The organism is Nostoc sp. DedQUE02, from assembly GCF_034531035.1.
In the GTDB taxonomy this organism is placed as follows: Bacteria; Cyanobacteriota; Cyanobacteriia; order Cyanobacteriales; family Nostocaceae; genus Nostoc.
This window is the reverse complement of sequence record NZ_JAVRBY020000055.1, coordinates 1-26,231: the sequence shown is the minus strand read 5'-3', so window position 1 is coordinate 26,231 and position 26,231 is coordinate 1. Positions and strand designations below refer to the sequence as shown.

General features: G+C 41.3%; 25 protein-coding genes and 6 pseudogenes. 11 read left to right on the top strand and 20 right to left on the bottom strand.

The window, feature by feature from the left end:
- Positions 1 to 145 precede the first annotated feature (145 nt).
- Both RMX98_RS28685 and RMX98_RS28680 read right to left on the bottom strand, forming a co-directional pair.
- Positions 146 to 364 (bottom strand): hypothetical protein, encoded by a 219-nt coding sequence (locus tag RMX98_RS28685; RefSeq protein ID WP_322681889.1) that lies wholly within the window; start codon positions 362 to 364, stop codon positions 146 to 148.
- A gap of 115 nt (positions 365 to 479) precedes the next feature.
- Positions 480 to 962 (bottom strand): tetratricopeptide repeat protein, encoded by a 483-nt coding sequence (locus tag RMX98_RS28680; RefSeq protein WP_322681890.1) that lies wholly within the window; start codon positions 960 to 962, stop codon positions 480 to 482.
- A gap of 255 nt (positions 963 to 1,217) precedes the next feature.
- Between RMX98_RS28680 and RMX98_RS28675 the strand changes: the two are divergent.
- The 3 genes and pseudogenes from RMX98_RS28675 to RMX98_RS28665 form a co-directional block, all read left to right on the top strand.
- Positions 1,218 to 1,394: pseudogene (locus tag RMX98_RS28675) on the top strand (hypothetical protein); the annotation flags it as partial.
- Positions 1,387 to 1,569 (top strand): annotated as a pseudogene (locus tag RMX98_RS28670) (uracil phosphoribosyltransferase); the annotation flags it as partial. The pseudogenes RMX98_RS28675 and RMX98_RS28670, both read left to right, overlap by 8 nt.
- A 262-nt stretch (positions 1,570 to 1,831) precedes the next feature.
- Positions 1,832 to 2,233 (top strand): DUF2294 domain-containing protein, encoded by a 402-nt coding sequence (locus RMX98_RS28665; protein WP_322681891.1) that lies wholly within the window; start codon positions 1,832 to 1,834, stop codon positions 2,231 to 2,233.
- Here RMX98_RS28665 and RMX98_RS28660 read toward each other — a convergent pair.
- Together RMX98_RS28660 and RMX98_RS28655 are read right to left on the bottom strand one after the other, a co-directional pair.
- A complete protein-coding gene (locus RMX98_RS28660) occupies positions 2,218 to 2,601 on the bottom strand; it encodes a PleD family two-component system response regulator (RefSeq protein ID WP_322681892.1) in 384 nt (127 codons plus the stop codon). The genes RMX98_RS28665 and RMX98_RS28660 overlap by 16 nt on opposite strands.
- Before the next feature lie 414 nt (positions 2,602 to 3,015).
- Positions 3,016 to 4,311, bottom strand: coding sequence for a CCA tRNA nucleotidyltransferase (locus RMX98_RS28655; RefSeq protein ID WP_322681893.1), 1,296 nt, complete (start codon positions 4,309 to 4,311; stop codon positions 3,016 to 3,018).
- A gap of 333 nt (positions 4,312 to 4,644) precedes the next feature.
- Here RMX98_RS28655 and RMX98_RS28650 point away from each other — a divergent pair, with 333 nt between their 5' ends.
- Positions 4,645 to 4,893 (top strand): Ycf34 family protein, encoded by a 249-nt coding sequence (locus RMX98_RS28650; RefSeq protein ID WP_322681894.1) that lies wholly within the window; start codon positions 4,645 to 4,647, stop codon positions 4,891 to 4,893.
- Positions 4,894 to 5,337: 444 nt separating this feature from the next.
- Here RMX98_RS28650 and RMX98_RS28645 read toward each other — a convergent pair whose 3' ends face one another.
- A complete protein-coding gene (locus tag RMX98_RS28645) occupies positions 5,338 to 5,964 on the bottom strand; it encodes a CPP1-like family protein (RefSeq protein ID WP_322681895.1) in 627 nt (208 codons plus the stop codon).
- Positions 5,965 to 6,613: 649 nt separating this feature from the next.
- Between RMX98_RS28645 and RMX98_RS28640 the strand changes: the two genes are divergently transcribed.
- Positions 6,614 to 7,333: a response regulator transcription factor gene (locus tag RMX98_RS28640; protein ID WP_322681896.1), complete on the top strand. Its 720-nt coding sequence runs from the start codon at positions 6,614 to 6,616 to the stop codon at positions 7,331 to 7,333.
- A gap of 584 nt (positions 7,334 to 7,917) precedes the next feature.
- On the opposite strand, the pseudogene RMX98_RS28635 reads toward RMX98_RS28640, so the two are convergent.
- Positions 7,918 to 8,109 (bottom strand): annotated as a pseudogene (locus tag RMX98_RS28635) (DUF2811 domain-containing protein); the annotation flags it as partial.
- 486 nt (positions 8,110 to 8,595) lie between these two features.
- Here RMX98_RS28635 and RMX98_RS28630 point away from each other — a divergent pair.
- Complete coding sequence (locus tag RMX98_RS28630; RefSeq protein ID WP_322681897.1) at positions 8,596 to 9,855, top strand: MFS transporter; 1,260 nt, start codon at positions 8,596 to 8,598, stop codon at positions 9,853 to 9,855.
- A gap of 18 nt (positions 9,856 to 9,873) precedes the next feature.
- On the opposite strand, the pseudogene hisE reads toward RMX98_RS28630, so the two are convergent.
- Positions 9,874 to 10,092, bottom strand: a pseudogene (hisE, locus tag RMX98_RS28625) (phosphoribosyl-ATP diphosphatase); the annotation flags it as partial.
- 49 nt (positions 10,093 to 10,141) lie between these two features.
- Between hisE and RMX98_RS28620 the strand changes: the two are divergent.
- Positions 10,142 to 10,720, top strand: coding sequence for a pentapeptide repeat-containing protein (locus tag RMX98_RS28620; protein ID WP_322681898.1), 579 nt, complete (start codon positions 10,142 to 10,144; stop codon positions 10,718 to 10,720).
- Positions 10,721 to 10,784: 64 nt separating this feature from the next.
- Here RMX98_RS28620 and hisIE read toward each other — a convergent pair whose 3' ends face one another.
- A complete protein-coding gene (hisIE, locus tag RMX98_RS28615; protein WP_322681899.1) occupies positions 10,785 to 11,435 on the bottom strand; it encodes a bifunctional phosphoribosyl-AMP cyclohydrolase/phosphoribosyl-ATP diphosphatase HisIE in 651 nt (216 codons plus the stop codon).
- Positions 11,436 to 11,755: 320 nt separating this feature from the next.
- Here hisIE and hemL point away from each other — a divergent pair, with 320 nt between their 5' ends.
- From hemL to RMX98_RS28600, 3 genes are all read left to right on the top strand, one after another.
- Positions 11,756 to 13,054: a glutamate-1-semialdehyde 2,1-aminomutase gene (gene hemL, locus RMX98_RS28610; protein WP_322681900.1), complete on the top strand. Its 1,299-nt coding sequence runs from the start codon at positions 11,756 to 11,758 to the stop codon at positions 13,052 to 13,054.
- A gap of 182 nt (positions 13,055 to 13,236) precedes the next feature.
- Positions 13,237 to 14,175, top strand: a complete 939-nt coding sequence (locus tag RMX98_RS28605) for an SMP-30/gluconolactonase/LRE family protein (RefSeq protein ID WP_322681901.1) — start codon at positions 13,237 to 13,239, stop codon at positions 14,173 to 14,175.
- A 57-nt stretch (positions 14,176 to 14,232) separates the two neighbouring features.
- Positions 14,233 to 14,793 carry an antibiotic biosynthesis monooxygenase gene (locus tag RMX98_RS28600; protein WP_322681911.1) on the top strand — a complete coding sequence of 187 codons (561 nt, stop codon included), beginning with the start codon at positions 14,233 to 14,235 and terminating at the stop codon, positions 14,791 to 14,793.
- Between the two features lie 14 nt (positions 14,794 to 14,807).
- Here RMX98_RS28600 and RMX98_RS28595 read toward each other — a convergent pair whose 3' ends face one another.
- The 11 genes and pseudogenes from RMX98_RS28595 to RMX98_RS28545 all read right to left on the bottom strand — a co-directional run bounded on the left by RMX98_RS28595 (position 14,808) and on the right by RMX98_RS28545 (position 23,155).
- A complete protein-coding gene (locus RMX98_RS28595) occupies positions 14,808 to 15,044 on the bottom strand; it encodes a XisI protein (RefSeq protein WP_409881635.1) in 237 nt (78 codons plus the stop codon).
- Positions 14,960 to 15,166 carry an element excision factor XisI family protein gene (locus RMX98_RS28590; protein ID WP_409881634.1) on the bottom strand — a complete coding sequence of 69 codons (207 nt, stop codon included), beginning with the start codon at positions 15,164 to 15,166 and terminating at the stop codon, positions 14,960 to 14,962. The genes RMX98_RS28595 and RMX98_RS28590 overlap by 85 nt, the downstream gene beginning before the upstream one ends.
- A pseudogene (locus RMX98_RS28585) lies at positions 15,154 to 15,569 on the bottom strand (XisH family protein). The gene RMX98_RS28590 and the pseudogene RMX98_RS28585 overlap by 13 nt, the downstream one beginning before the upstream one ends.
- 46 nt (positions 15,570 to 15,615) lie before the next feature.
- A complete protein-coding gene (locus tag RMX98_RS28580) occupies positions 15,616 to 16,221 on the bottom strand; it encodes a Uma2 family endonuclease (RefSeq protein WP_322681902.1) in 606 nt (201 codons plus the stop codon).
- Positions 16,222 to 16,352: 131 nt separating this feature from the next.
- Positions 16,353 to 17,966 carry an NAD(P)H-quinone oxidoreductase subunit 4 gene (locus RMX98_RS28575; protein ID WP_322681903.1) on the bottom strand — a complete coding sequence of 538 codons (1,614 nt, stop codon included), beginning with the start codon at positions 17,964 to 17,966 and terminating at the stop codon, positions 16,353 to 16,355.
- A gap of 304 nt (positions 17,967 to 18,270) precedes the next feature.
- A complete protein-coding gene (locus tag RMX98_RS28570; protein WP_322681904.1) occupies positions 18,271 to 18,780 on the bottom strand; it encodes a hypothetical protein in 510 nt (169 codons plus the stop codon).
- A 29-nt stretch (positions 18,781 to 18,809) separates the two neighbouring features.
- Positions 18,810 to 19,721, bottom strand: a complete 912-nt coding sequence (thrB, locus tag RMX98_RS28565; protein WP_322681905.1) for a homoserine kinase — start codon at positions 19,719 to 19,721, stop codon at positions 18,810 to 18,812.
- Positions 19,722 to 19,813: 92 nt separating this feature from the next.
- Positions 19,814 to 20,113: pseudogene (locus RMX98_RS28560) on the bottom strand (type II toxin-antitoxin system RelE/ParE family toxin).
- Positions 20,098 to 20,289, bottom strand: a complete 192-nt coding sequence (locus RMX98_RS28555; protein ID WP_322681906.1) for a hypothetical protein — start codon at positions 20,287 to 20,289, stop codon at positions 20,098 to 20,100. Before RMX98_RS28555 ends, RMX98_RS28560 begins: the two are co-directional and overlap by 16 nt.
- Positions 20,290 to 20,621: 332 nt before the next feature.
- Positions 20,622 to 22,310, bottom strand: coding sequence for an NAD(P)H-quinone oxidoreductase subunit 4 (locus tag RMX98_RS28550; protein WP_322681907.1), 1,689 nt, complete (start codon positions 22,308 to 22,310; stop codon positions 20,622 to 20,624).
- Between the two features lie 125 nt (positions 22,311 to 22,435).
- Positions 22,436 to 23,155 (bottom strand): response regulator transcription factor, encoded by a 720-nt coding sequence (locus RMX98_RS28545; RefSeq protein ID WP_322681908.1) that lies wholly within the window; start codon positions 23,153 to 23,155, stop codon positions 22,436 to 22,438.
- 567 nt (positions 23,156 to 23,722) lie between these two features.
- Here RMX98_RS28545 and RMX98_RS28540 point away from each other — a divergent pair.
- Positions 23,723 to 24,823: a hybrid sensor histidine kinase/response regulator gene (locus RMX98_RS28540; RefSeq protein WP_322681909.1), complete on the top strand. Its 1,101-nt coding sequence runs from the start codon at positions 23,723 to 23,725 to the stop codon at positions 24,821 to 24,823.
- 246 nt (positions 24,824 to 25,069) lie between these two features.
- Here the strand turns inward: RMX98_RS28540 and RMX98_RS28535 are convergent, their stop codons facing one another.
- Entirely contained in the window at positions 25,070 to 25,846 is a 777-nt protein-coding gene (locus RMX98_RS28535; protein WP_322681912.1) for an ABC transporter ATP-binding protein, read from the bottom strand.
- Positions 25,847 to 26,231 lie beyond the last annotated feature (385 nt).

Below are 26,231 nucleotides of genomic sequence, written 5' to 3'. Positions count from 1 at the left end.
TTAATTGCTGGGTTGGGATGTGGAATAAGGCACTAAGGGTCTTTCTGGGAAATTGCTGCGACTGTGATTTTAGGAATACCTTGTGCTATGGCGTTCACGGCATCGATGCCATAACCTATAAATAAATCTACCGCACCCACATCAACTATTGAATACCACTGAGAACCTGCGGACTACCCATTTTGATAGTTACATTTAAACCGTAGTCTTCGTAAATACCACTGGCGTAGGCGCAGCCCGTTGTAGACATCGCCTGGTAAAATCCACTATGTTCTGCTTGTGCTAGCCAGTTTATACCAAAGGTAATCTTTATCCAACCGAGAATTGATAGTTGACGGTTGGTTGCTGTTAGTACAAGCAGCAATAACGCTGCTACTTATCCAGATAAAAGCGTATTGAAGAAAATTGCGGTGAGTAAGGTAATGAATTGCTGTTGATGAGGGTGATGACGGATTTATAAAATAGTATAAAGCTCCCTCCTATCTGCCATTGTAGCTGAATCTAAATGTACATTCTAGAATCAACTTTTGATTCACTAGCGAATAGGGCTGAATTTCTAGGGCGCGTTGAAAAGCTCGGATAGCTTGACCATACTCTCCTAGTGCTGCATAACATAAGCCCATACCATGAAGTGCCCCAAAATGTATTGGATTTATCTGCACAACCATCTGACAATCCGCTAAAGATTTTTGATAATCACCAATACTGTAATACAGGAAAGCTCGACGATTCCAGGCTTCAGCAAAGTCTGGCTGGTCATTAATAAGTGCTGTCAGTGCTTTTTCAGCTTCAGCAATTTCACCTGCATCCAGCAACTTTTGACTGCGGTCAATTATTTCTAGACCATAGATTCCCTTTTGCTGAAACCAGATTCGCCAGATTTTTCTGGTTGCTTTGTCCCGGACTGTGGCATCGGGGTTTTTCAACTCTTCAAGTAAGGAATTGATAGATAAAGAATCCATGAATTTGAGATCAGTGAATATACCTTTGTATTAACTTTCTCACAAAATATATCTATTAATTCATTTTTAAAGTCATCTTTAAATTTGCGGGGATTAATTGCTATTTATGAATTTTCTGTATAATTTCCTATATTCAGCAATATCACTAATATCACACTAGGCATTTAGAGTCATAAAAATAAAAACTGACTAGAGGCAGTTGACAGATGCCTAGCGAGTAATAAGTGATAAAAACATCCCAAGAAAATAATGACTATGCCAAAGCAAAACGACGTTTCCAGGCATATTGTTCTTACTTTCCATCCTAGCCACTTTCACCCGAAACCAATCCCTATTCAACGGAAAGTAGCCTACCATATTGAACACGGGCCGATTATTGCTACGCTAACGAAGCAGGCACATCACAACGTGATTGGCACTCAATCTTGCAGTGGCTAATCCCTTATCAATAAAGTTTGTCTGCTTATTTGCTGCACCAAATGGTATAAAGTATTTTTGTGATGTACATCCTGATGTGCCGTTGTATACCGCCACCATTGATGACTATGGCTACATTATTATTCTTGGGTTGGGAGATGGAGGCGATCGCTTATTTGGCATAAAATAAGCTGATATCCCTGAGCTGATGATCGGCAATGTCAGCAATGCAGTAATTGACCCAATACGGACAAAATCGTTGATTAACAACTTTTATTCTCGTCAAATTTGGGAATTTTTCTAAATAAATTCATAACAAATAAATCAAGCTAATCCCCTAACTTAATGTCCAATCTTGATTTATTTTTTCTGACTATCCCATAATCATCTACTATAATATTGAATAATTTAAATCTCAGGCTCGAACGATAAATATGACATTGTAGCTGCTAATGGTACAAACTCATCTTGAACAATTAGAAATAGAAATATCACAGCAGATCATAAAATTATATAATGAGAAAATAGGTAAGCCTCCTAGCCAAATCATTTGCCATTTTTTTGATACTGAAATTGTTATTTCTCTAGAAAACTCTGTTACTCAAGCTGAACAGACTCTACTGAACGGAGGCTATGAGACTTTAGCTGAACAAGTGCGATTATATTTAGAGAAAATAATTAAGCCAGAATTAAAAACTTTGATTGAGGAAATTATTGGTAAGCCAGCGATCGACCTGATGACAAACACAAATTTAGCAACAGGCCGGACTGGGATTATTGTGGTTTTCAATCAATTGCTTGAGGTTCGTAATTCCGAATCTCTATCCCAACGTAACTTTCAAGAATTTAGCTGACTGATGTGGCGAGTGATTACCACTTCTAATTGATTAAAATCATAGGGTTTAGTAATGCAATCATCAAATCCCGTCAGTATTGTGGAGTCATCTTCTTGTGCTATTGTTAGAGGTGCTAATGCAATGATTGGGATAGTTGCAGTTTTTGAGTCGTGTTTGAGGTCATCAATAACTTGGTTAGCACTCAAATTAGATAGCATCATATCTAGCAAAATTAAATCTGGTTGATGAGTTTGTGCCAAGACCACAGCCCTCACTCCTTGTTTGGTACAAATGCATGAGAAATTTAATATTCCTAGATGAGAATTAAGTAGCTCTAAATCATGTAAACTCTGTTCTACAACCAAAATTAAAGGCTGTCCATTCATAAGCAGTTAATCCTGTCCAAAAAAGGTTAGGCATTAAAGACTCCATCTATCATGAGAACTTGGAAGTCTTTTTTTCTGATAAGTGCTTAAGCGAATGTACGGGGTTGTCTTCAGGCGGCTAACCAGAGCATAAAATGAATAGCCTGTTATATAATCCATTAAATTGCCCATTTGAGCTGAATTTTAGGGAAGAACATAATAATATAGTCAGAATGTCAAGCAAATATTAGCATAAGTGATGTATATCATTGCAAGGATTGACTATAAAGATTGCGATTTTATGTTAAGTAGGGACATCTAAGCTACTTGGGGTTGCAGATTTACCAGCCTTACCCAATAATGCCAAATATTGGTAGGTGTGGCCCGCCACAGGCATTGCATAATATAGTATCAGCAGAAATTGGTTAAGTATATTTAACCATCAATTAACTGACGTGCAAGAGCGATCGCTTCTGTTGGTGTTGAGACTTTACCCTCAGCTTGTGCTACGGCAATTTCTCTCAACAGTTGACCGATGATTGGGGAAGCTGGAACATCTAATGCTATAATCAACTCCTTTCCGCTCAGTAATGGAGTGGGATGAGCGACCAGATCATCAGGATTCAGGTAGCGGTTGATCAAAGATGCTAATACTTGGCGCCGTCTTGCTTTGATTTCCTTTGTCGCCACTAGTGTCTGTGGTGGGTTGTCACCAGACATGACCTCCAGCAAATTATCAAGTGCTACAGCTAGCACTGCCGTAGCGGGAAATACAATATCTAAGTTATGAAACAAAAAGTATTGTTCTCGCAAAGACATATCGACTACTTGAAACTGCGGTAACATTTTCAGAGCAGTAGTTACACCCCGGATTTCAGCGCGACTATAAGTTAGTTCCTGTAGCTCTATTTCCGCTAATACTGGGTCTGGGTTGACAAGACAAGCAAGTTTGGCAATACCTAACCAAGTGGTTTTGATACTATCACGGATATACTCTTGCAGTTGTACCCCTAATTGTTGCCAATTTTCTGTAAGTAAGGCAGCTGCATTGTCAACTGCTGCTAGTTTGATCAAGCTTTCACGAGTGGCGTTTCTAAAGAAAGGAGCAAGTAAACCATCTTCCCAAGCACTTGTCAGCCAAGGAGTACCTTGAGAATTTGCCAGTAGATAGCCAATTTCTACCCGAAATCGTTCAGCTGCAACTTTGCTGATATGTGATGCCAAAGAACGAATTGCGGCTTGGGTAGCTAGCTCAATAGTAAAACCTAGTTGGGCGGCTTGGCGATAACCTCGCATTAATCGCAAAGGGTCATCTTCTAAGTTTGCAGGTGATACCATTCGCAAAATACCCTGTTGTAAATCTACACAACCTTGCAGAGGATCGATAATTTCTTGCGTATGGGGATTATAGGCGATCGCATTTACTGTAAAGTCCCGTCTGTGCAAATCGACTTCTAAACTATTTCCTTCCTGTTGAGCAAAATCGGCTGTGGCGTGGGGAAAAACCACACGAGCAATTTGTCGTTCTGCATCAAGTAAGACAAAACCAGCTTTGTAATGATGAGCGATCGCTCTCGCTACCTTTACTGCCTTAGATGGTATAACAAAATCTAGATCGAGATATTCGCGAGTTCTACCAAGGATAGCATCTCGTACAGCGCCGCCTACCATGTAAGCAGGTTGTGGCAGCCATTCCAAACTAAAAGGCCAATTTTCGGGAGCTAATACCATTTTGGATTTTAGACTTTCCTGCGGAACGCTACGCGTAGCTTGCTTCCCCAAAGGGGTACGGCTACGCTCAGTCGAACGATTTTAGATTGTGTACTATTACGGAGAAGCAAGCTAGGCAAATGCGGTTCGTTTTCATGATTTTTTGTTCACAATTTATCTAGGATTGCTGTAGTAATCGCATTTAGCACTCCATCTTTCACAATCATTTTTCAAATTGGTATAAGTTAGAAAGAACTAATTTATGCATTGTAATAAAAATCTACCTACCAACTCATGAATAACAGTTGGGCTTAAGTTAGATTAACAATAAAGGCCCCTGGAGTTGTTTCTATTATGTGTATTTGCGTGAACTGCCACTATGTAGACAGCTGTGTTACCTATCATGCCGTAGAAGGGCAGCACCAACAGCTTCACTTGACCGAAACACCAAATTTTGAGCCAAATGAACCTTCTATCAACGTCAACATTCGGACTCAAGAGGATGTAATTGAAATGGAATGGGATGTTGTTGGTTGTCTTAGCTTTAAGCGGGAAACAGGTAAGTGGTCAAAATTGCGTCCTGGCGAATTAGTGCCGACTTGATAGAAAATGATTGGTGTATCTTAAAGGTGACTACTGCACCAAACAGCAGTAGTCATCAAGAGTGCTGAGTATGTAAATATTTTTGCAAGTAACTATAAGCTTAACTCTAGCCGCATTTCTCAGTTGTGAGAAATGCGAAAAAAAACTTTGTAATCTCGTTGTTTCCAGCTTCTCCCTTCAGCCTCAAAACCTCTAACTTTATACTTCATCCGAACGAAAACTGCTGTATGTATAGATGATAGGCTTGCAGGCAGTGGAGACGAAGCGTAACTTTGGCTCTTTAGGGTTCTTGAGGTTTAACAAGTAATCAAGCAAAGATGACTATATGCTGCCATATATATGTTAAGGGTACACATCTGTGTACCCTTACCCTGTGTTATGTCAAAATAAATAACACGCATCTTCTTTTTAGAGGTTTTTAGAAGCTTCCTTAAGGCTATCAATTTAGCGCAGAAAGCTACTAACCAACCACAAGAATATAAATGTCAGTACAGTAGAAAACTGATTCGATGACAGATTGAGGAATGGTACTTGTGATAAGAGCCAGCTAGCAACTAGTCCCCCAGCAATTAAGCCAATAATTAAACTGACTAAGGTGAACAAAACGGCTCGACCAAATTTGCCTTCCTTGCGATTGAGAAAGTAAATACTAGTACCTACTCCAACCACCAATGCTAACTGCAAAACCTGATCGCCTCCCTCTGGATAAAACAGGCTAATAGAACTCAAACCGAGAAACCAAGCTCCTGGTAAGAGTATATCCGCAGGTGTTGGCTGATCCAGCATTCGTTGCAGCCATGCAGGTGACTGCTCACGAGGGGTTGGACTTTCCTTAGGAGGCGATTGCACTCGCAACTCTGGAAACCGGATGCGTTCAGGAACTTTGATTTTACCTTCCTGGCGCATCCGTAAGCGATCCATTAAAATCGCATCGTAAGCCGCTTCAATTACTTCTAAATGCTTGGCATCGCCATTATGTTGCTCGAATAGGCGATTACGAGCATCCTGAATCTCATCGAAGCTAGCCTCTTCTGATACCCCAAGTTTTTCGTAGGGATTTTGATCGCTCATGGGAGTTTATTACTTCAGCCTCAATCAGCGGCAGTCTTTAATGTCTAAGAAAAAACAGCTTTAGGTTTTATTTTGATCGAAACTAAAGTCTCGACCTATTTTATGCCCTACCAGGATAGTAGCACGGGTTAGTTTGATCGACTTTGTAATTTCAACTATAGTCACTTTAACATATTGCTATAACTCCGTGTATACCCTCATGTCGTTGCCTAATTCTGGCTCTAATCTAGAATTTGAACGGAGAGTACTTAAAAATGCATAGTTTTTATGAAAAAATCAACTTTACTGTTTCAAATTTGGCAATTTACTCTGCCCTAATAGAATTTTTTTAATTATACTGAATAATCGCTTGTGGTATATATCCGCATATCGATTTAAAATTGAAACGTTTTAAGTTACCACCTAACTAGGGTCAAGGAGATGTGTTGGTGTCAAGAACTGTTGCGACTAAAGTCAGAGTGCTTATATACTGTGGCTAACAGAAGTTTCGCGTTCTCATCACCCACAATCCTGATTAGAGTATTTATTTTTGAATGATCAGGATTCTTATACCCTAGCCATGTAGATTCTTAGTTAGAGCCAAAGTGGCAACTGCGTTTTTACGCAATTCTCTTGTTAATCTTACGAATTTTTGTGCAAAGTAATGGTCATGGCTCCCGCCAAGATTCTTGTAGTTGACGACGACCCTGCGGTTCGGAATTTAATCCAACGCTTTTTGATTAAACAGAACTATCAGGTGGAGGCTGCCGAAGATGGAAAGACAGCCTTAACTCTATTTGAGCAATTTAACCCTGATTTGGTGATTCTAGATGTGAATTTACCAGATGTCACAGGGTTTAACCTCTGCCAAGAGATGCAAAGTCGTAATGGTGTTTTTGTTCTAATGTTGACTAGCCGTGCTGATGAAGCTGACAAAATTCGCGGCTTTGCTAAAGGTGCTGATGACTATCTCACCAAGCCTTTTGGGTTAGGAGAGTTAGAAGTCAGAGTCGGAGCTATTTTAAGGCGTCAGCGAGTGATAACTACGGCCGAGCAGAAACGCTTGGTATTTGAAAAACTTATGATTGATCCAGTGCGACGGGAGGTAGCACTTAATAACCAACCAGTACCCTTAACTGCTCTGGAATTTGACTTGTTGCATTTTTTAGCCAGTCATCCAGGCCGAGTTTGGCGGCGTGCAGAACTAATTCAAGAGGTATGGGACTATGAATATGTCGGCGACCAGCGCGTTGTAGATGTACATATCGGCCAAATTCGCAAGAAGATTGAAATTGATGCTAGTCAGCCAGCATTAATTCAAACTGTACGTGGTGTAGGCTATAAGTTTGAATCTCCTGCTCATCCCCAGCACTTGGAAGCTAAGTCTTGAGTTTATAGTCTAGAGTTTTTTAACTCTTGACTCTTAACTCTTGGGGGAGCTATTTAGTGAATTTATTTGGCCTTAATAAAAGACAAATTTAGACAATCAAAATAGGTAGATATTTCTCAAATACAGACTATGTAGTTATTTGAGATATTTATTTATCCATTTAAGACAGTGGACAGGGGAGAAAGTCCACTGGAAAATATTTCTTGCCATCTGACAGTTTTGCTAGATATGACAGTACTTAGTTTGGAGTTCGTCGGGGCGTATAGGTGTGCGCCCCGACGAAAGTGTTTGTATCCAAAAGAAAACCGTTATATAACAAGTGTTAACGGTCAGCTAATATACTCAAGTCTTGCCTCAATTCTAAATCTGGCGTTATTTCTAACTAGTTTTGGCAGCAAGAGAAACTATTGGAACCTTTTAAGGATCAGAATTTACTGATCTTTTTTATTGTAATATTGCTGATCGTGGCTGATAACTCATTAATCGGGTATGAGCCAAAATAACGCTTTTCATACCAGTACTTATGGGGTATCTAGTAAATTAGCTGTTACTGGTGAGTCGGTACAGGGCATTTCTACTGAGGAGTGGTGGAACAAAGTTTCCAGATAGACTCGAGCAGCACGGCGATCGCTATCTCCATTTTGGAGTAAAAACAATGATAACGCCGCCGTTAATACTCTGTTTTCATCCCAATCAGGATGAGTTTCTAAGTAGTTTTTTAAGGATTCGTGGAGTGTTTCAGGAATTTCTGTAAAGATGCTAACCGTTGCTTTCATGAGATTTTCCTCCTACGAGGATAATCAAAAGGGACAAATTGCTTGCGATGAAGCGGCTTAGGGCTTCACACGCTCTTTTGCCATCCTGACAATCTACGCTTACATCTATTGGTAATATATTTTACACGTTTGATGCCAGCCGATTGAACGGATTACAAAAGCAAGCCGCATCATTGTGCGCCAAGAGGGGGTGGGTTTGTCAATGCTGCGAAATGTTAAAAACGATTGTATAAAAAATAAATGCGAACGAGATAATAGGGATTTAAGCCAGCTTTTTGTTACTTGACTTTACAAAAACTCAGTCCTTAAACTTCTTTGCTACTTGTAATTAACAATCCCCAGTCAGACGGTAAGAAGCCTATTAGCTCGTATAGCACCTGTGGAAAACTGCTAAAATCCCTGTGGAAACCCTGTGGAATTAGTGAGGAAAATTGTAGCCAATGATAAGAATTACAAAAATGTCACCAAGCTATGACATTTAAGCTCATGAAATTAGCTTCTCAATCGCAGCTACCATCGTGGTTGCCCTCGATACATCCCCAGGTCTGGATTTTCGCAATTGGTAGATTTCTGTCGGAAGTTGGTACTGGCTTTACCCTGTTTTACGCCCCCATCTTTTTTGTTAATCAACTTGGTTTATCTGCAACCAGTGTTGGGGTAGCCTTGGGTAGCGCCTCAATTTCCGGCGTTGTAGGGCGGATTACAGGTGGTTCTTTGGCTGATTCTGAATACTGGGGACGCCGCCGCACTTTGTTGCTAGCCACGGCGATTTCAGCAATTGCTTCTTTAGTTTTAGCTGCAACCAATAATTTCACTTCTTTGGTAATTGGCAGCTTGATTAGCGGTTTAGGGATAGGTTTCTATTGGCCTGCGGCTGAAGCTGTGGTTGCTGACGCTAGCCAAATTGACAATCGCCGCGAAACTTTTGCGATCGCCCGACTAGCTGATAATCTGGGGTTAGCGATCGGAATTGTGCTGGCTGGGTTTTTGATCGCGGTAATTGGGAGTTATCGATGGCTATTTGTGATTGATGCCATCTCTTTTATGGCATTTTTTGGAGTTGTGTATGTAGGGATTAATGAAACGGAACAACAGCAAATAGAGGAACCTGAAAAGACAGAACTTTTTGCTTCTTGGATTGCAGTATTAAAAGATAGGCGTTTCCTGATCTACATCGCAGTTAATATATTTTTCACAATCTATATTTCTCAAATCCACAGCACCCTACCGCTTTACTTCAAAAACTTTGTTTTTGTAGAAAGTACTACCGAAGGATTTGCTCAAACTACGATTAGCGGATTATTTGCTTGGCATCTGGTGTTCGCAATTATTTGTCAGTTACCTGTCACCAGCATCTTAAAACGCTGTTCTCACACACTCGCGTTGACTGTTTCCGCCATTCTTTGGGCAATTGGTTTTGGACTGATTTGGGTAAGCGGTACAGCCCCATCTCATCATTTGGTTTGGGTAATATTGGCATTAGGAGTATTTGCTATGGCGATTGTCTCTTACACCCCATCTGCTGCCTCTTTAGTAACTGAGTTAGCCCCGGAAAATCAACGTGGCGTTTATTTCTCCATCAACGCTTTGTGCTGGGCTGTTGGCTCTTTTATTGGTCATCCCTTGGGTGGATGGGCGTTAGATCAACCACAAATTATTACCAATAGTTACTGGCTATGCTTCATCTTGAGTGTGGCGATCGCTGTGGTAATTTTACAGTATCTCAATCGAATTTTGGCTGATTAAGGCGATCTGTTTTTTGCTCTATTGCCGACGTTCTTGGAGCTTGCGATATACCGATTTTAAATCCACTTGATGGTGAGCCAAGGCAACCAAAGTATGATATAGCAAATCAGCAACTTCACTGGCGATCGCATCTGCTTCATCATCTTTAAAGGCCATTACCACCTCAGCGGTTTCCTCACCAATCTTTTTCAAAATTTTGTCATCACTACCTGCGAATAACTTAGAGGGGGTCGAAGAGGTTTAGTAAGTTATCTTTATACGTGTTAATTAATGCCGAGGTGTATAAATGAGGATAACTGCTGAGGAGTTGTTGCAACGATATGCTGCTGGAGAAAGAGATTTTACTGGGGTTGATTTGCGTGGGGCTGACTTGAGTGGTATCAATCTTAGTGGAGCTAACTTGAGTTTTGCCAATTTGAGTAGTGCTAATCTCATCAGTTCCAATTTGAGTGGTGCTAACTTGTTTAGAGTCAGGTTGGATAATGCGGAATTAGTGGGTGCTAACTTCGCTGGGGCTGATTTGAGAAGAGCCAAGTTGGAAAGTGTTTACGTGAGAGGAAGTGCTAACTTCGCTGGGACTGACCTCAGAGATGCCTCCCTGACTGTTCTTTTCGAGGGCGTTAATCTGACAGGGGCTGACCTCAGTGGTGCTGATTTGTATAGGTCTTGCCTGGAAGACACTATCTTGAGGGATGCTAACCTGACTGGTGCTGATCTGACTAACGTTTATTTCGAGAACGCTGACTTTACTAATGCCAACCTGTTGAATGCTGATGCCGCTCATTGCACCTTTGACTGTGTTATTCTCCATAACACCACTATGCCAGACGGCAGTATTATCACTGATAACCGTTGGAGTGGATAAGGAATAAAAACTATTCAGCAAAGATTTTTCACAAATCCACGGTAGGATGAATTGTTTTTTTGATCTATTGCCGACGTTCTTGGAGCTTGCGATATACAGATTTTAAATCAACTTGATGGTGAGCTAAGGCAACCAAAGTATGATATAGCAAATCAGCCACTTCACCTGCGATCGCATCTGCTTCATCATCCTTAAAAGCCATTACCACCTCAGCAGTTTCCTCACCGATCTTTTTCAAAATTTTGTTATCGCCACCTGCAAATAGTTTACAAGTGTAAGAACTTTCAGTAGGATTATCGCGGCGATCGCATATTATTTGAAACAATTGCGACAATGTATCTCCTGGTGGTGGGGCAATTTTACCTTCTATTTGGTGAAAGCAACTGCGTTCTCCAGTATGGCAGGCAATATCTCCTAATTGCTCTACCCCGATGAGGAGCGCATCACTATCACAGTCATAACGGATACTTTGTACTTTTTGAATATGTCCAGAAGTCGCCCCCTTGTGCCATAGTTCTTGCCGAGAACGGCTCCAAAACCAAGTTTCTTCAGTTTCCAAAGTCTTTTGTAACGACTCCTGATTCATCCACGCCATCATCAGGACAGTACCATCTAGATAGTCTTGGACAATTGCAGGCACTAGACCCCGTTCATCGTAGCGAATTTTATCAACCGGGATGGTGTAATGCAGCGATCGCGAATCGTTAGAAGACATACCTGCTAGTTTGCTCTAATGAGAATAATTTATGGATTTACGATACCATTCAGAATAGGGTAACTGGTATGTTTTTTCGAATTGAACAATGTTATCTAGCTGTGACATACCCCTAAAGTGATGCAAGCATACAGTTCGCCAAAGATTTTGTTATGCCTCAAATCATCAAGTTTGAATATCTAAAGTCAAGTCTTCATTGGACTTGCATAACATATTGTTATTTTTATGGTTCAGCTAATTCTATAGGATAGAAATTATCAGCACTGTTTGACCCTATTCTAAGATAGAGCTTTTTATTGCCTACTATTTAGGAGAGAACCTTGGTAAATACCACAATTAAAACAACAAAATCACAAGAAGTCTTTGCCGCAGCTCAAAACCTCATGCCCGGAGGAGTCAGTTCTCCAGTTCGTGCCTTTAAATCTGTGGGCGGACAGCCCATCGTTTTTGATCGTGTTAAAGGCGCATATATTTGGGATGTAGATGGCAATCAATATATAGACTATGTAGGTACTTGGGGCCCAGCTATTTGTGGTCATGCTCATCCAGAAGTCATTGCAGCGCTACATGAAGCTTTAGAAAAAGGTACCAGTTTTGGCGCTCCCTCAGTCCTAGAAAATGTTTTGGCAGAAATGGTTATTGATGCCGTTCCTAGCATCGAAATGGTCAGATTTGTCAACTCTGGAACTGAAGCCTGTATGGGAGTTTTGCGGCTGATGCGGGCTTTCACCAACCGAGACAAAATCATCAAATTTGAAGGCTGTTACCACGGACACGCCGATACGTTTCTAGTGAAGGCGGGTTCTGGTGTTGCCACACTTGGCTTGCCAGACTCACCAGGAGTACCTAAAGCGGCAACTAGCACCACTCTAACCGCACCTTTCAATGACCTAGAAGCAGTTAAAGCTTTGTTTGAAGAAAACCGCGACGAGATTGCTGGTGTCATTCTTGAGCCAGTTGTTGGAAATGCTGGATTTATTGCGCCTGATGCTGGCTTCCTAGAAGGATTACGGGAACTGACTCACGAGTATGGAGCATTATTGGTATTTGACGAAGTGATGACAGGTTTCCGCATTGCTTACGGTGGCGCTCAGGAAAAATTTGGCGTTACTCCCGATTTAACAACTTTGGGCAAGGTGATTGGTGGTGGTTTGCCAGTGGGAGCTTATGGTGGTCGCCGAGATATTATGTCAATGGTTGCTCCCGCCGGCCCCGTATATCAAGCAGGGACACTTTCTGGTAATCCCTTGGCAATGACTGCTGGCATTAAAACTTTAGAATTGCTCCAAAAGCCAGGTACTTACGAGTATCTTGACCGGATTACTAAAAAGCTAGGAGATGGTTTGCTGCAAATTGCTAAAGAAAATGGTCATGCGGCTTGCGGTGGTCAAATCAGCGCCATGTTCGGCTTATTCTTTACCTCTGGCCCAGTTCATAACTACGAAGATGCGAAAAAGTCTGATACAGCCAAATTCGGACGCTTTCATCGCGGAATGTTAGAGCATGGTGTTTACTTAGCACCCTCTCAGTTTGAAGCTGGATTTACGTCTTTTGCTCACACCGAAGAGGATATTGATCAGACTTTAGCAGTAGCACGGGATGTAATATCGAGCCTGTAACCTGTTAAGGGATTTTCCAAATAAAAAAGTATCCTGTAACATTTTGTGGGGTTGGGCATCTTGCCTGCCCCATAAAATTGATTAGGAGCTTAATTCTGACGAGTCGTAATGAAACAAATGGTCTGTTTTTTGCAGAGATACGAAAGTTTGGTGGCCCCATTCAATTACAGTGGTAGGTTAATATGGCAAATTCCGCAGATTTACCGCCTATTTACGTAGATACAACCATTCAATTAGCACCTGCTAAAGTTATTACCTCGTTCCCAGTCAATACTTTTTTAGAAAATTTAGCGATACCTGCGGCGGGCTATGCCTACGCACCAGATGGCACAATTTTTGTAAGCAATCATGAGATCGGCAAGATTGTTCGCATTACCCCAGATGGCAATCAGCAAATTCATGCGACTGTTGAAGGTAAAGTAAGTGGTCTTGCTTTGACTACCAACGGTAATCTGGTGGCAACAGGCTGGAATGCTGATTCTATACCCGTGCTTTCTCTAGTTAAAAGTGATGGTACGGTGGAAACTTTGCTGACACTGCCAGATGCAATATTTCTCAATGGCATCACCCCACTTTCTAGCACTCAGTATTTGACAGCAGATTCCTATCGCGGTGCAATCTGGCTAATTGATATTGCTCAACGCCGTGGATCAATTTGGCTAGAACATCCAATGCTTGCTCGTAGTAATTCGGAAAATGTCACTCCTGCTGCAAATGGCTTGAAGCGTTTTGGTGATTTCCTCTACGTTTCAAATACGGAAAAAATGTTGCTGTTGCGGATTCCCATTGATATCACTAATAAACCAGGTGAACCGGAAATTTTTGTTGAGCAAACTAATATTGATGACTTTGCCTTTGATGTGGAAGGCAACCTTTATGGAGCAACGCACATTTACAATAGTGTAGTACGAATTGCGCCCGATGGTAGTACTACTATTATTGCTCAAGCCGAGCAAGGTGTAATTGGCAGCACAGCCGTGGCTTTTGGTCAAACTGAGGGCGATCGCACCGCGATTTATGTTGTAACTAATGGTGGAATGTTTTTACCTCCACCCACTGGTGTCGTTCCTGCTAATGTTGTTCGGCTTGAAGTTGGAAAAACTGGGTATTCCTTAACTTGAGAATGACTCAACCATGCTACGGTTACAAAAACTCAGAACTATTAACTTGATATGGAGATGGAACAAAACGAGCAATTTGTAACCGTGGTCATTACACAACTTGTCAAACCAGGATGCGAAAACGCTTACGAAATTTGGTTAAAAGATATTACTAGTGTTGCCAGAACCTATATTGGTCACATGGGGACAAATATAATTCGTCCCCAACTTGGCGTGCGAAATGAATATGTGATTATCTTCCGGTTTGACGGTTATGAAAATTTGAAGGTGTGGATGACATCGCGCGATCGCGAATATTGGCTGAATCAAGGTAAGCATTTGGTTGAATCTGATCCTTATGTTCAACAAATGTGTGGATTAGAAGCTTGGTTTTCTCTTCCCGGCCAACCACTGAAAACTCCACCGCGCTACAAAATAGCATTGCTAACTTGGGGAGCTGTATATGTGTTGATTAATTTGTTGGGTACGTTTATAGTCCCCCTACTTCGTGGTTTACCACCTTTGATTATTTCTTTGATCGTTACAATTACTATGGTTTTACTGTTGACATATATTGTCATGCCTAGAGTTAGCCGTTTGTTTAGCTTTTGGCTATATCCTAAATCACGAAAAGTTTAGCAATTGAAATTACTTTAACCAACAGCAAACTCAGTAAATTGCCGTTTAAAGGGGGAATGAAAAGCTAAAACGATGTCTTTTTTGGGTATGCCTCTACTAATGAGTTCATTGGCTATCCCTCCTTCAGTACCATCGTGTTGAATCCAAATTTTTTCGTTTTTAATATCTAAATGCAAAACACAGCCATATACACGGCGCTTATTTGACCACCCCGCATGAACAACTTGGTAGTGATGCCTACGGCGGGGCAAAGCCCAACGCGCTCTCTATCAAAAATAACTTCTGCTTCGACTTCTTCGTTGCTGGCTTTGATTTCGCTGTAAGTTAGCAGCAGTTCTTGAATAAGTTGACGGTACTCTTCTACTTTTGCCATTTTACAATCGCCTCCTCTTCTGGATCGAAAACAATCAGCCGAACTTGGTAGCGTTGGATTAATAAGCCTGGTAGTTCTAAGGTGAAAAAAGAACGATAGGTGTCTAAGGGAACTGCTAAATATAAAAGTCTCTCAGGTTGTTCTTCCTCAAGTGCTAATTGATATTTGAGATACTGTCCTAGAGCAGTACTAAATTCAGTTGTAGTAGATGGAGCAACAAAGCTTTCAACTTCAACCGCAATTTTTTCTTGATTTCGTTCAGCTGTTAAAACTTTCTCTGCACCAAGGTCGATGTACATATCCAAACCACCAAAACGCAGGAAAAGCGGGTCATTAGTAATGAGCCAGCCCTCTTTCTCCAAGCGCGTTTTACTGCATCATGGAATATGTCTTTCACCGCCATAGATTCCTATAATTTTGATTTTGTTCCTATAAAACTAGCTTACTTCCTACCAAATCTGACTTAAATCCAAAACAAATCCAAGTAGCAAAGGTTCACCATTAAGCGTGTTAGGATTATCCAATTGTTCAACCGCAATATTAGGACGATAAATAAAAACTCGGCGCTGTTTTCTATCAATTAACCAACCAAGTTGAGTGCCATTATCAATATACTCTTGCATCTTATCTTGCAAAATTCGTAAGTTATCACTCTCAGAACGCAATTCAATCACAAATTCAGGGCAAATCGGTGCAAATTTTTTTCGCAGTTCTGGCGGTATGGCTTCCCAGCGATCGCGTTTTATCCACGCTGCATCAGGCGATCGCACCGCACCATTCGGCAAAGTAAACCCACCACTGGAACCAAATCCTACCCCTGTACCATCTTGCTTTGTCCATACCCACAACTGCCCAACTAAGTTAAAGTTGCGTTCATCAGTTTCGGAACCAGTAGGGGGCATAATCACTAATTCTCCAGCAGCATTACGTTCAATGCGAAAATCGCGGTTTAACTGACAAAACTCATAAAACTGGTCTTCGGTTAGTGCGATCGCAGGTTGCAATTGTAAGACCATTGGTATAATTTCTGTGGCTATAGGTAAGTTAATGGTCATAATTCATATTTGGGAGTTTCACCTGTCTTTAGGATATATCTTGGCAAAATTTTAGGGGTGGTTTCGTAACCACCCCTTTATTGCCCTAATAATTTAGAATTTACTTGCAGACCCCTTAATGGGAAGTTAATTTACTCAGAAATGTTAATCAAACTTTCAACTTGAGAATTAGCCAATGTTGGCGCAGAGAAAATCCGCGAGTACAGACTTGATGGTTGTTGATGAGCAACGACTGGTAGAACTTCACGAGCATGGGCGGCTAATTCTATTGCCTTCACATCATAAGTCTGCGTTGCCAATTTGGGATAAAACCCAATACCGATGATTGGCAGCAACAAACAAGCGGTAATAAATATTTCGCGGGGTTTGACATCAGATATTACAGCATCCAAGTGTAACTCTTGACTTTGTTCACCGTAGAATACTTGACGCAGCATCGACAGTAAATAAATTGGTGTCAAAATCACGCCAACTGCTGATAGCAACACAACTACAACCTTGAAGCTGGAACTGTAAACATCACTGCTGGCGATACCGAGAAATACCATCAACTCACCCACAAAACCACTCATTCCGGGTAAGGCGAGAGAAGCCATTGAACCTATGGTAAACAGAGCAAAGGTTTTGGGCATTACCTTGGCCATACCGCCCATTTTATCCATCATTAAAGTGTGGGTGCGATCGTAAGTCACGCCAGACAGGAAGAACAAGCTAGCAGCAATCAAGCCGTGGGAAACCATCTGTAGCACTGCACCACTGATACCTAGTTCTGTATAAGAGGCAATCCCAATCAGCACAAACCCCATGTGGGCAATTGAAGAGTAAGCCAAGCGGCGTTTGAGATTGGTTTGAGCAAAAGCACAGCACGCACCGTAGACAATGTTAACCACACCCAAAATTGCCAGCACTGGAGCAAAAGTCACATGGGCATTGGGCAACATTTCTACATTGAAGCGGATAAGAGCATAACCACCCATTTTTAACAACACACCAGCCAAAATCATTGAACCAGGTGCAGATGCTTCACCGTGGGCATCAGGTAGCCAAGTGTGTAAAGGGAAAATCGGTAACTTCACACCGAAGGCAATCAAGAAACCTGCATAAACCAATAATTCCAAGGTTTTGGGGTATTCTTTCATTCCCAGAGTTGCCATGTCGAAGGTGACGGTATCTCCAGAGAACGCCATTGCAAAACCGGCAATCAAGATAAATATTGATGCGGCGGCGGTGTAAAGGATGAATTTGGTAGCTGCATAACGGCGGTTTTGTCCTCCCCAAATGGAAATCAGCAGGTAAACCGGCACTAATTCGATTTCCCACATCAGGAAGAACAATAGTAAATCCTGGGCAACAAATACGCCAAGTTGGGCGCTGTACATCGCTAACATCAAACCATAAAATAATCGCGGCTTGGTGGTAACTTTCCAAGCCGCGAATATTGCGAGGGTATTTATTAAGCCTGTTAGAAGCAGCAAGGGCATCGATAAACCATCAACCCCCACAGCCCAATGCAAACCTAACTGCGGTATCCAAGGATAGTTTTCTACAAATTGGAGTGTTGAACTCTGAAAGTCGTACTTATACCAAAAAGCATAAATCATCAGTGCAAAGTCGGCGATCGCAACTCCCAGACCATACCACCGCACAGTTCTACCTTCTTTGTCTGGGATTAGGGGAATGGCTAAGGCAGCCACCAATGGTAAAAAAATTATGGCTGTTAGCCAGGGAAATTCAATAGCATTCATCACTTCTGACAATCAATTTGCCTTCTCGCTTTTGGTTTCATTATATTAAGGAATCTATACTTTTGTAAACTATCTTGAATCCTAGAAGATGGAATCTTAATTATTGACAAGAATATATACTCATTGAATGTCAAATTCTCAGGATAAATAAGAATAAATACTTATTGAAATTTGACGATTCCATTTTAAATGTAAACTTTTGCAACGTCAACAAAAAACGGCAGCTAAGGCCACCGTTACAATTCCGTCATATTTTATGATTAAACTAAAAATACTTTAGCCGCTTGTAGTTGGAGCTAAAGCATTAAACAATCCGATTGACAATTGTCCACACTTCCCCATCAGAGCGGACATAAGGAACGGAGATTGTTTTAAACCCAGTGATGAAGGGCTTGTAATAAATCCGCCAATACATTGGACTTAGTTCATTAGCACAACGTTTAAGGAGACGGACTTCTGTCGCCAGTTCACCTGCTAGTTGATTAATGCGTTGAGCATGAAACTGAGCCACTTCTTTGGCTTCTTCTAGCTCTTGTTGTAAAATAAGTTCTTTTGATGCAACTTGCGATCGCACTAACTTACCTTGTTTTTGCTTGATCTGGGTTTCTAGGGCTGCGATCGCTGCATCTATGCCCTGGAGTTCAACTGATAATTGGGCATTTTCCCTGGCTTGACGGCGATAGGCTTCAACCATTGCCTGGGGTGAATCATTCTCGCTAGAGATGACATTATTAATAGTGAGTGCAGCGCGTTCTTCTAGGAGAATCTGAATTTGAGATTTAAGCGCCGCCATTTCAGCCTGAATTTGCTCCATAAACCGAGTTTTAAGTGCTGAATAAAATATTAAAAGCTTTTTGCGCCTTGGGTATCGAGAGAAAGCGATCGCACCTCGGCTGTAATTCCTTCTTCTTGCCAAGCAGCTAACATCGCCGTCTCCACAGCTTTCGAGTGTAACTTATCCGCCAAAGCTAACAGTGTCGGCCCCGCACCACTAATTACCATACCATAAGCACCAGCACTAACGGCTGCGATGTTGAGAGCATCATAACCAGGAATCAAAGCTTTACGATAGGGCTGATGCAATCTATCTTGCAAAGCTGTCTTTAACCATTGTCCATTACCAGTTTCCAAACCGCGCAACAATAACCCCAAATGGGCGGTATTGAAAATCGCATCCGCACGACTCACTTCTGTTGGCAGAACGCCCCGCGCCTCGGAAGTGGAAAGTTCAAAATTAGGAATAGCTACAACTGGTACAACATCTTTATGCCAGGGAACATCACAAATTTCCCAAGCTGTGCCAGTGGTAGCAGCGAGACGACATCCTCCCAACAAAGCTGGAACTACATTATCAGGATGTCCTTCCATTGCGATCGCTAACTCCATCACCTGCGACTGAGAAAGAGTAGCACCCTCAAGTTGATTAGCAGCAACCAAGCCGCCAACAATTGCTGTCGCCGAACTACCCAAACCCCTCGCCAGTGGGACACCTAACTTAATCTCTATTTTCACAGTCGGCGGTGTCTGTTCTATATGTTGATAGAACTTGACAAACGCTTGGTAGAGGAGATTACTTTCATCAGTTTGGACTCGTTCAGCTTCCGTACCAGTGACATGAATAGTTAACCCACTTTCTTGGCGAGTGAACTTAAACTCGTTGTACAGCTTTAAAGCTGCACCGATGCAATCAAAACCAGGCCCTAAATTTGCAGTTGTGGCGGGAACACTAACAGTGATGGCAGAAACAACAGACATTGGCTAAACTCACTAATCATCAACCAGCATCTCATGTAAAGGGTTGATTTGCTCATGAGTTATGGTAATCCAATATTGCTTTTGACTTAACCTCAATCTGCATCCAGTGTATCCAATAGTTTTTTTCCATGAATCACTGCTGCAATAGTTACAGTGTCGCCCTGAATTCGATAGATGATTCGATAACTGTATACAAACTTTTCCCTAATAGCATCTTCGCCAAACTCTGGTACTATTCGACCTGAGAGTGGAAAGTTATTCAATTGACGAGTTACATCAATTATCCTCTGAACCACTGATGCAGCATAAGCAGTCGATTCACGAGATATATATGTGGCGATCGCTTCTACATCTTCTAGTGCTTTAGAAGATCAGACTACTTCATAAGCCATTTGCTCAAACGTTTTTCAGCTTCCTCTTGTGTAATTACTGCTTCTATGTTGTCGGCTGCTTCTAATCCACGGCTAACTGTCTCAATTACATAAAGATGGTATTGAATATCTTCGATTGAGCAATCATCTGGCAATTGGTTCAGCAAAGATTGAACTTTTTGTTTTGTGGTATTCATAGTCTAATTTTTAGTTAATTTATAAAGCAACTGAACGCTGTAGTTGGGTGTAGAGTCCATCGTTAACATTAATATAACTTCAATAGGGAATTGATAGCCCACCTATTCTGATAAGCTATCAATATAGCAGTCTTAAATGATTCGTAAACTTCTTTCCTTCTTTTCTTGCCGCTCTTGGCGGCTTGGCGGTAGCCTGCGGCAAGCCACTGCGCGTCTACAATAATTTTTACAACTCAAATAGGATTGCTATACTCTGTCTATCCTCAGAAAAATACCTAGAAGTTCTCCAAGTTAGCGATCGCTCTTTTCGACAAGTCTATTCGTCAAAAAGCTTACTTCAAAGTTCCCAAAACTGGCGCTACCTCAACCTCTGAAATTTGCGGAACCAAGAAACCCTTAGCATAAATCTGGGGATTTGTTTGCGAGACTATAGCATAAGACTGGCGAAGATTAGCATTCACTGCGACGGTCTTCACATCGTACATCTGCATCGCCATCTTGGGATAGAAACCAATACCAATAATTATCAGCAGAAAACAGGCAGCGATAAACACTTCACGCGGTCTAGCATCGTCGTAGACTGCATCCTCTGGCACTAGGCAGTCTGTACCAAAACAAACTGTTCCTTCATCTTCTTGATTTTCCGAACCTGAATTATTAATGTCGCATAGTAGTGCTGCACCTTTACCATAAAATACCTCTCGCAGCATGGAAAGTAAATAAATAGGTGTGAGGATGACTCCAACTGCGGCGAGAAAAACCGTGACGGTGCAGAAAGTTGAACTGTAAACATCACTGCTTGTCATCCCAACGAATACCGAGAGTTCGCCAGCAAAGCCGCTCATACCAGGAAGTGCTAGGGATGCCATTGCTCCGATTGTAAACAGGGCAAAGACTTTGGGCATGGCTTGACCAATACCGCCCATATCTTTCATTACCATTGTGTGGGTGCGATCGTAAGTAACGCCAGCCAAGAAGAATAGCACTGATGCGATTAAACCATGCGAAATCATTTGCAACATCGCGCCGTTGATTCCTAAATCAGTGAATGAGGCAATCCCAAGCAGTACAAAACCCATATGAGAAATTGACGAATAAGCCAAACGCCGTTTCATATTCGTCTGAGCAAAGGAGTTTAATGCACCATAGATAATATTGACGACACCCAGAATGGCTAGAACAGGCGCAAAGTAAATGTGTGCATCGGGAAGCAACTCAAGATTCAGGCGAATCAGTCCGTATCCGCCCATCTTCAGCAACACACCAGCCAAAATCATCGACACAGGAGATGATGCTTCGCCGTGGGCATCAGGCAACCAAGTATGCATCGGGAAAACAGCAAGCTTGACACCAAATGCAATCAATAACCCTGCATAAAGTAGCAGTTGTAGCCCAAGGGGATATTCTTTCCTAGCGAGGGCAGTTATGTCAAATGTCATATCACCGCCACCGTATAGCCCCATTGCTAAGGCTGCCACCAAAATAAATATAGAAGCAGCTGCGGTATACAACAAAAATTTTGTAGCCGCATAACGTCGCCTTTGCCCACCCCAAATACAAACTAGTAAGTAAACGGGAATCAGTTCTACTTCCCACATAATGAAAAATAGCAGCAAGTCTTGGGCAACGAACACCCCTACTTGTGCGGAATACAGCACCAGCATCAAAAAATAGAAGAGGCGCGGACGGTGATTAACTTGCCAAGCTGAGAAAATCGAGAGTGTGGTGACAAATCCCGCTAGAAGCACAAGTGGTGCTGAAAGTCCATCCACTGATACCGCCCAGTTAAGACCCAACTGAGGCATCCAGGCATAATTTTCCACCATTTGAAAACTAGCGCTCCTGGGATCGTAATGCTTCCAAAAGGCGTAGCACATTAATGCAAAATCTGCGATACCTACACCCAGTGCATACCACCGCACGCGCTTGCCATCTTTATCAGGTAGCACAGGAATGAGCAGGGAAGCAACGAGTGGCAGCACAACAATCGCGGTAAGCCAGGGAAATTGATCCGCTATCATGTATATGAGGAAAAATACTTATTTGTTCGTCAATTATGTCATTTTACTAAACTGTGTAACAATTTCTTAATAAATCTTTGTACAGGTGATCCTTTTGACCGAGAAATAACTATTAAAAAGTATATTTACGGTACTAATCCAGCCCGCAAAGCACGGACGGCAGCCTGTGTACGGTCAGCAACACAGAGTTTATTGAGAATACCTCGAACATGAGTTTTTACAGTGCCGACTGTTAAATAGAGCCTTTTCGCAATTTCTGCATTGTCACATCCAGCGACAATCAACTCTAAAACATCCATCTCCCGGTGAGTTAAAGGATAGGTGACTATACTTTTCTCAACATCTGGATCAATACCTTCAATCAAAACTCGTTTTCCAGATGCCCCTCTACTGCCATCAGGGAAATCTTGACGTATTTGCTGTAGTACAAGGTCTGCGATCGCTGGATCGATCCATGAACTACCTGCATGGGTCGTTCGCACAGCCTCAACTAGTCTCTCAGTTTCAATATCTTTCATGCAATAAGAATCTGCACCTGCTGCAAATGCTGCTAAAACAGCCTGTTCGCTGTTTTGCATGGTTAAAATTAGTAGTTTTGTAGTATAATCTTCATTCTCTGCTTGATATTGCCTAAATGTGCGTGTTAGCTCAATACCATCCATGTCAGGCAAACCGATGTCAATAGTAGCAACATCCGGCTTGAGAGTTTTTAGAAGCTTGATGCCATCGGCTGCATTGGCTGCTTCACCAACAATGTTGAACTCTGGCTGGGTTTGTAAGGCAGACCGTAAGCCGATTCTTGTCAGGTTGTGATCTTCAATCACAAGGATCTTGATTTCACTCATAGTTGCTTAACTTTACTGTTATTTATCTAAAGTACAGATTAAAATAATCTAGTTCTTTTATTCGGGATCTTATACAAAAAGCAATGCGTTTGGTATTAGTTCCTGAACTTCATCTATCATTAGACATAGATTACCTTATCTCGTAAGCTTTTCCAAGGCAAGAGTTTCGATTTGACAGTATAATTCAATCAAAAAATATTTTTATACATTTACCTGATAATAGATGTCTAATGGTAAACAATTTCTTATAGACAATCTGGTAGCAAGCAAGAATGGTTGACTATTAAGTAGTTGCGCTTGCAACAACTAGGATAATCTACATAAAAGGGACTAAACTACCTCAACCTAAGACCCAAACACAGATATTGTTTGAGTAACATACCTTATATCAAGGTATTAAATACCACAATTAAAAAATATAGTTTTAAATATAATTACTTAAAAATTAGATATTTAATCCAGGAAACTTTAAAGGAAAATGTGAATCCTTAATAATCTCAGCGCTGGTGAAGTAAGCTATTACTAGATTTGCGAGGGATAGCCAAGCACTTCTTTTTTTATTTAGCCATGTCTTTAACTAAAACTGTCAAAAAAGATAAAATTCTCGTTGTCGATGATGTTTTTGACAATCTACTGGTCTTAGAAGCAGTCCTAGAAGATGAGGACTATGAAATTAGTTTGGTGGAAGATAGCAAAATGGCTCTAACTATGGTTGAGGAGTCACCACCAGACATAATTCTTTTAGATGTAATGATGCCGGAGATTGATGGGTATGAATTCACTCGACGCATCCGGCAGAATCCGGCGTTACCATTTATCCCTATTCTGCTGCTCACGGCTCACTATGAATCTAGTGTTGTTGAAGGACTCGATGCTGGTGCAGATGACTTTATTCGTAAACCATTCGATCCTGATGAACTACATGCACGAGTGCGATCGCTCCTGCGCCTCAAGCATAGTATCGACGAACGAGATCAGATGGCTAATCTCCGGGCAGATTTTGTCTCGCGTTTTACTCACGATTTACGCATACCGCTAGTAGCCTCCAACCGTGTATTAAAATTATTGCTGGAAGGCAGGTTTTGCGATGTTTCACCGCAATTGCAAGAAATAATTGATACCATGATTGGCAGTAATCAAGACCTGCTGGAAATGGTAAATACTTTACTAGAAGTTTATCGCCATGAAGCGGGCTGTAAAATATTAAAAATTTCTCCCTGCAATATTCAGGAATTAATTAGTGAAGTTTCCCAAGAGTTAACTCCTCTAGCTGAAGAAAAAGGATTAGCTGTAAACCTTGAGAAAGGCAAAACTTTAAGTATCATCATGGGCGATCGCGTAGAACTGCGGCGAGTTTTGACAAATATCATCGGCAATGCCATTAAATTTACAGACAAAGGTTCTGTAGATATTCATTGCTATCTCACTCCGGTAGCTGTGAATATTGATATCCAAGATACAGGCCCAGGAATTTCTAAACCAGATCAGGCAATATTATTCGAGCGATTTCGTCAAGGGAAACATCAACGTTCTGGTAGTGGCTTGGGACTATATCTATCTCGCTGCATTATTGAAGCACATCAAGGCACAATCGATGTGACATCTGAACCAGGAAAGGGTAGCACATTCACTATACGTCTACCTCTAACTGACGAAAACAAAAATTAGGTAGACAAAAATTATTACTTATGACTGGAGTTTAAAATAATCTCTCTTTAATCACTACGGGGAAAGAAAAATACTATACCCAATCTGAACCTTATACAAAATCAGAAATTAAGTGATCGCGGTATCTTTTTCTCATTTAAGCTTGCTTGTTGATAAATGGCGGAATAAAAGTTTAGGAAAGTTAAAACTACTTTTGCTGATTATTGCAAGGGTTTTTTATGATGAAAACTTTAATGGACTAGAATCTTAAACAGCAGAAATAGCACAAACCTGTAATCCAACAGGAGTGTAAATAATCACAGATTCCACACCAAATACTTGTGCGATCGCATTTGGTGTTAGAACTTCTTCAGGTGTACCAATTTCCCAAATGTGACCCTGTTTTAACAATGCAATACGGGAACTATACCGTGCTCCTAAATTCAGTTCGTGTAAAACTGTGATAATAGTTAATCCCTGCTGCTGATTCAGTTCTTTAAGCAGTTCTAATAGTTGCAATTGATAGTTGATATCTAAAAAAGTTGTAGGTTCATCTAATAGTAATACTTTTGGTTCTTGCGCTAGTGCTAGAGCTAAAAAAGCGCGTTGTCTTTCACCGCCTGAGAGTTGTTCTACTAAGCGATCGCTTAATTTTTCTAGTTGCGTCTTTTTAATTGCAGCTTCAACTTTGAGCCAATCTTGGTCGTTTAATTCCCATTGCCACCAAGTTTGATGCGGTGTGCGTCCTAAGCTTACTAATTGTCGCACTGTTAAGCCAACAGGAACAGTTTGTTGTTGCGGCAATAATGCTAGTTTTTGTGCAACTATATTGGGGGGTTGAGAGTGAATTGCTTTACCATCAAGTAGCACTATTCCCTTTTGTGGCGAGAGAATATGACTCAGCAATTTCAGTAAAGTAGATTTACCTGAGCCATTAGCACCAACTAAACTCAACCATTCTCCTGTTTGCAGAGTGAGGTTAATATCTTGGATAATTGGTGTCAAGGCGTAACCGCCTGTGAGATTTTGTAGTTCAAGTGGCATTTGCTGAAATTCAATAATTAGAGGTGTAGTAAACACCATTTTTACAAACGCGACGACTCTTTAAAGAAAAACAGTCTTATTCAGAGAGAGTAGTTTTTGTACAAAACTTTTGGCTACACCAAATCTCTGGGCTACTTTTCTGATTGAGGTGTCACCTTCAGAGTAAGCGTTTACTATTTTTTCTCGCAAGTCTATTGAGTAAGCTTTCATTTTACCCGTTGATGCACTGGTATTAATGTACCTCATTTACCTGCAATCTGCTGTATCCCTCTTCTGTCACTTTCCGGGAGGGCGATCGCTAGAAGCCCCATGAGGCAATCAATACAAGCTATACTATTAGAAAAAAATGGGTCTTGTATTTGTTGTTAGAAAATAATCGCGCAAT

Bases quoted from the DNA above. Each gene is read 5' to 3' on its own strand.
- hisIE (WP_322681899.1), bottom strand. From the start codon at position 11,435: ATGTCTTCTAACGATTCGCGATCGCTGCATTACACCATCCCGGTTGAT.
- RMX98_RS28550 (WP_322681907.1), bottom strand. From the start codon at position 22,310: ATGATAGCGGATCAATTTCCCTGGCTTACCGCGATTGTTGTGCTGCCA.
- RMX98_RS28600 (WP_322681911.1), top strand. From the start codon at position 14,233: ATGGAACAAAACGAGCAATTTGTAACCGTGGTCATTACACAACTTGTC.
- RMX98_RS28620 (WP_322681898.1), top strand. From the start codon at position 10,142: ATGAGGATAACTGCTGAGGAGTTGTTGCAACGATATGCTGCTGGAGAA.
- RMX98_RS28640 (WP_322681896.1), top strand. From the start codon at position 6,614: ATGGCTCCCGCCAAGATTCTTGTAGTTGACGACGACCCTGCGGTTCGG.
- RMX98_RS28650 (WP_322681894.1), top strand. From the start codon at position 4,645: ATGTGTATTTGCGTGAACTGCCACTATGTAGACAGCTGTGTTACCTAT.
- RMX98_RS28580 (WP_322681902.1), bottom strand. From the start codon at position 16,221: ATGACCATTAACTTACCTATAGCCACAGAAATTATACCAATGGTCTTA.
- RMX98_RS28605 (WP_322681901.1), top strand. From the start codon at position 13,237: ATGGCAAATTCCGCAGATTTACCGCCTATTTACGTAGATACAACCATT.
- RMX98_RS28575 (WP_322681903.1), bottom strand. From the start codon at position 17,966: ATGAATGCTATTGAATTTCCCTGGCTAACAGCCATAATTTTTTTACCA.
- RMX98_RS28680 (WP_322681890.1), bottom strand. From the start codon at position 962: ATGGATTCTTTATCTATCAATTCCTTACTTGAAGAGTTGAAAAACCCC.
- RMX98_RS28630 (WP_322681897.1), top strand. From the start codon at position 8,596: ATGAAATTAGCTTCTCAATCGCAGCTACCATCGTGGTTGCCCTCGATA.
- RMX98_RS28535 (WP_322681912.1), bottom strand. From the start codon at position 25,846: ATGCCACTTGAACTACAAAATCTCACAGGCGGTTACGCCTTGACACCA.
- RMX98_RS28555 (WP_322681906.1), bottom strand. From the start codon at position 20,289: ATGAATACCACAAAACAAAAAGTTCAATCTTTGCTGAACCAATTGCCA.
- RMX98_RS28655 (WP_322681893.1), bottom strand. From the start codon at position 4,311: ATGGTATTAGCTCCCGAAAATTGGCCTTTTAGTTTGGAATGGCTGCCA.
- RMX98_RS28545 (WP_322681908.1), bottom strand. From the start codon at position 23,155: ATGAGTGAAATCAAGATCCTTGTGATTGAAGATCACAACCTGACAAGA.
- RMX98_RS28645 (WP_322681895.1), bottom strand. From the start codon at position 5,964: ATGAGCGATCAAAATCCCTACGAAAAACTTGGGGTATCAGAAGAGGCT.
- RMX98_RS28590 (WP_409881634.1), bottom strand. From the start codon at position 15,166: ATGGCAAAAGTAGAAGAGTACCGTCAACTTATTCAAGAACTGCTGCTA.
- RMX98_RS28665 (WP_322681891.1), top strand. From the start codon at position 1,832: ATGGTACAAACTCATCTTGAACAATTAGAAATAGAAATATCACAGCAG.
- thrB (WP_322681905.1), bottom strand. From the start codon at position 19,721: ATGTCTGTTGTTTCTGCCATCACTGTTAGTGTTCCCGCCACAACTGCA.
- RMX98_RS28660 (WP_322681892.1), bottom strand. From the start codon at position 2,601: ATGAATGGACAGCCTTTAATTTTGGTTGTAGAACAGAGTTTACATGAT.
- RMX98_RS28570 (WP_322681904.1), bottom strand. From the start codon at position 18,780: ATGGAGCAAATTCAGGCTGAAATGGCGGCGCTTAAATCTCAAATTCAG.
- RMX98_RS28540 (WP_322681909.1), top strand. From the start codon at position 23,723: ATGTCTTTAACTAAAACTGTCAAAAAAGATAAAATTCTCGTTGTCGAT.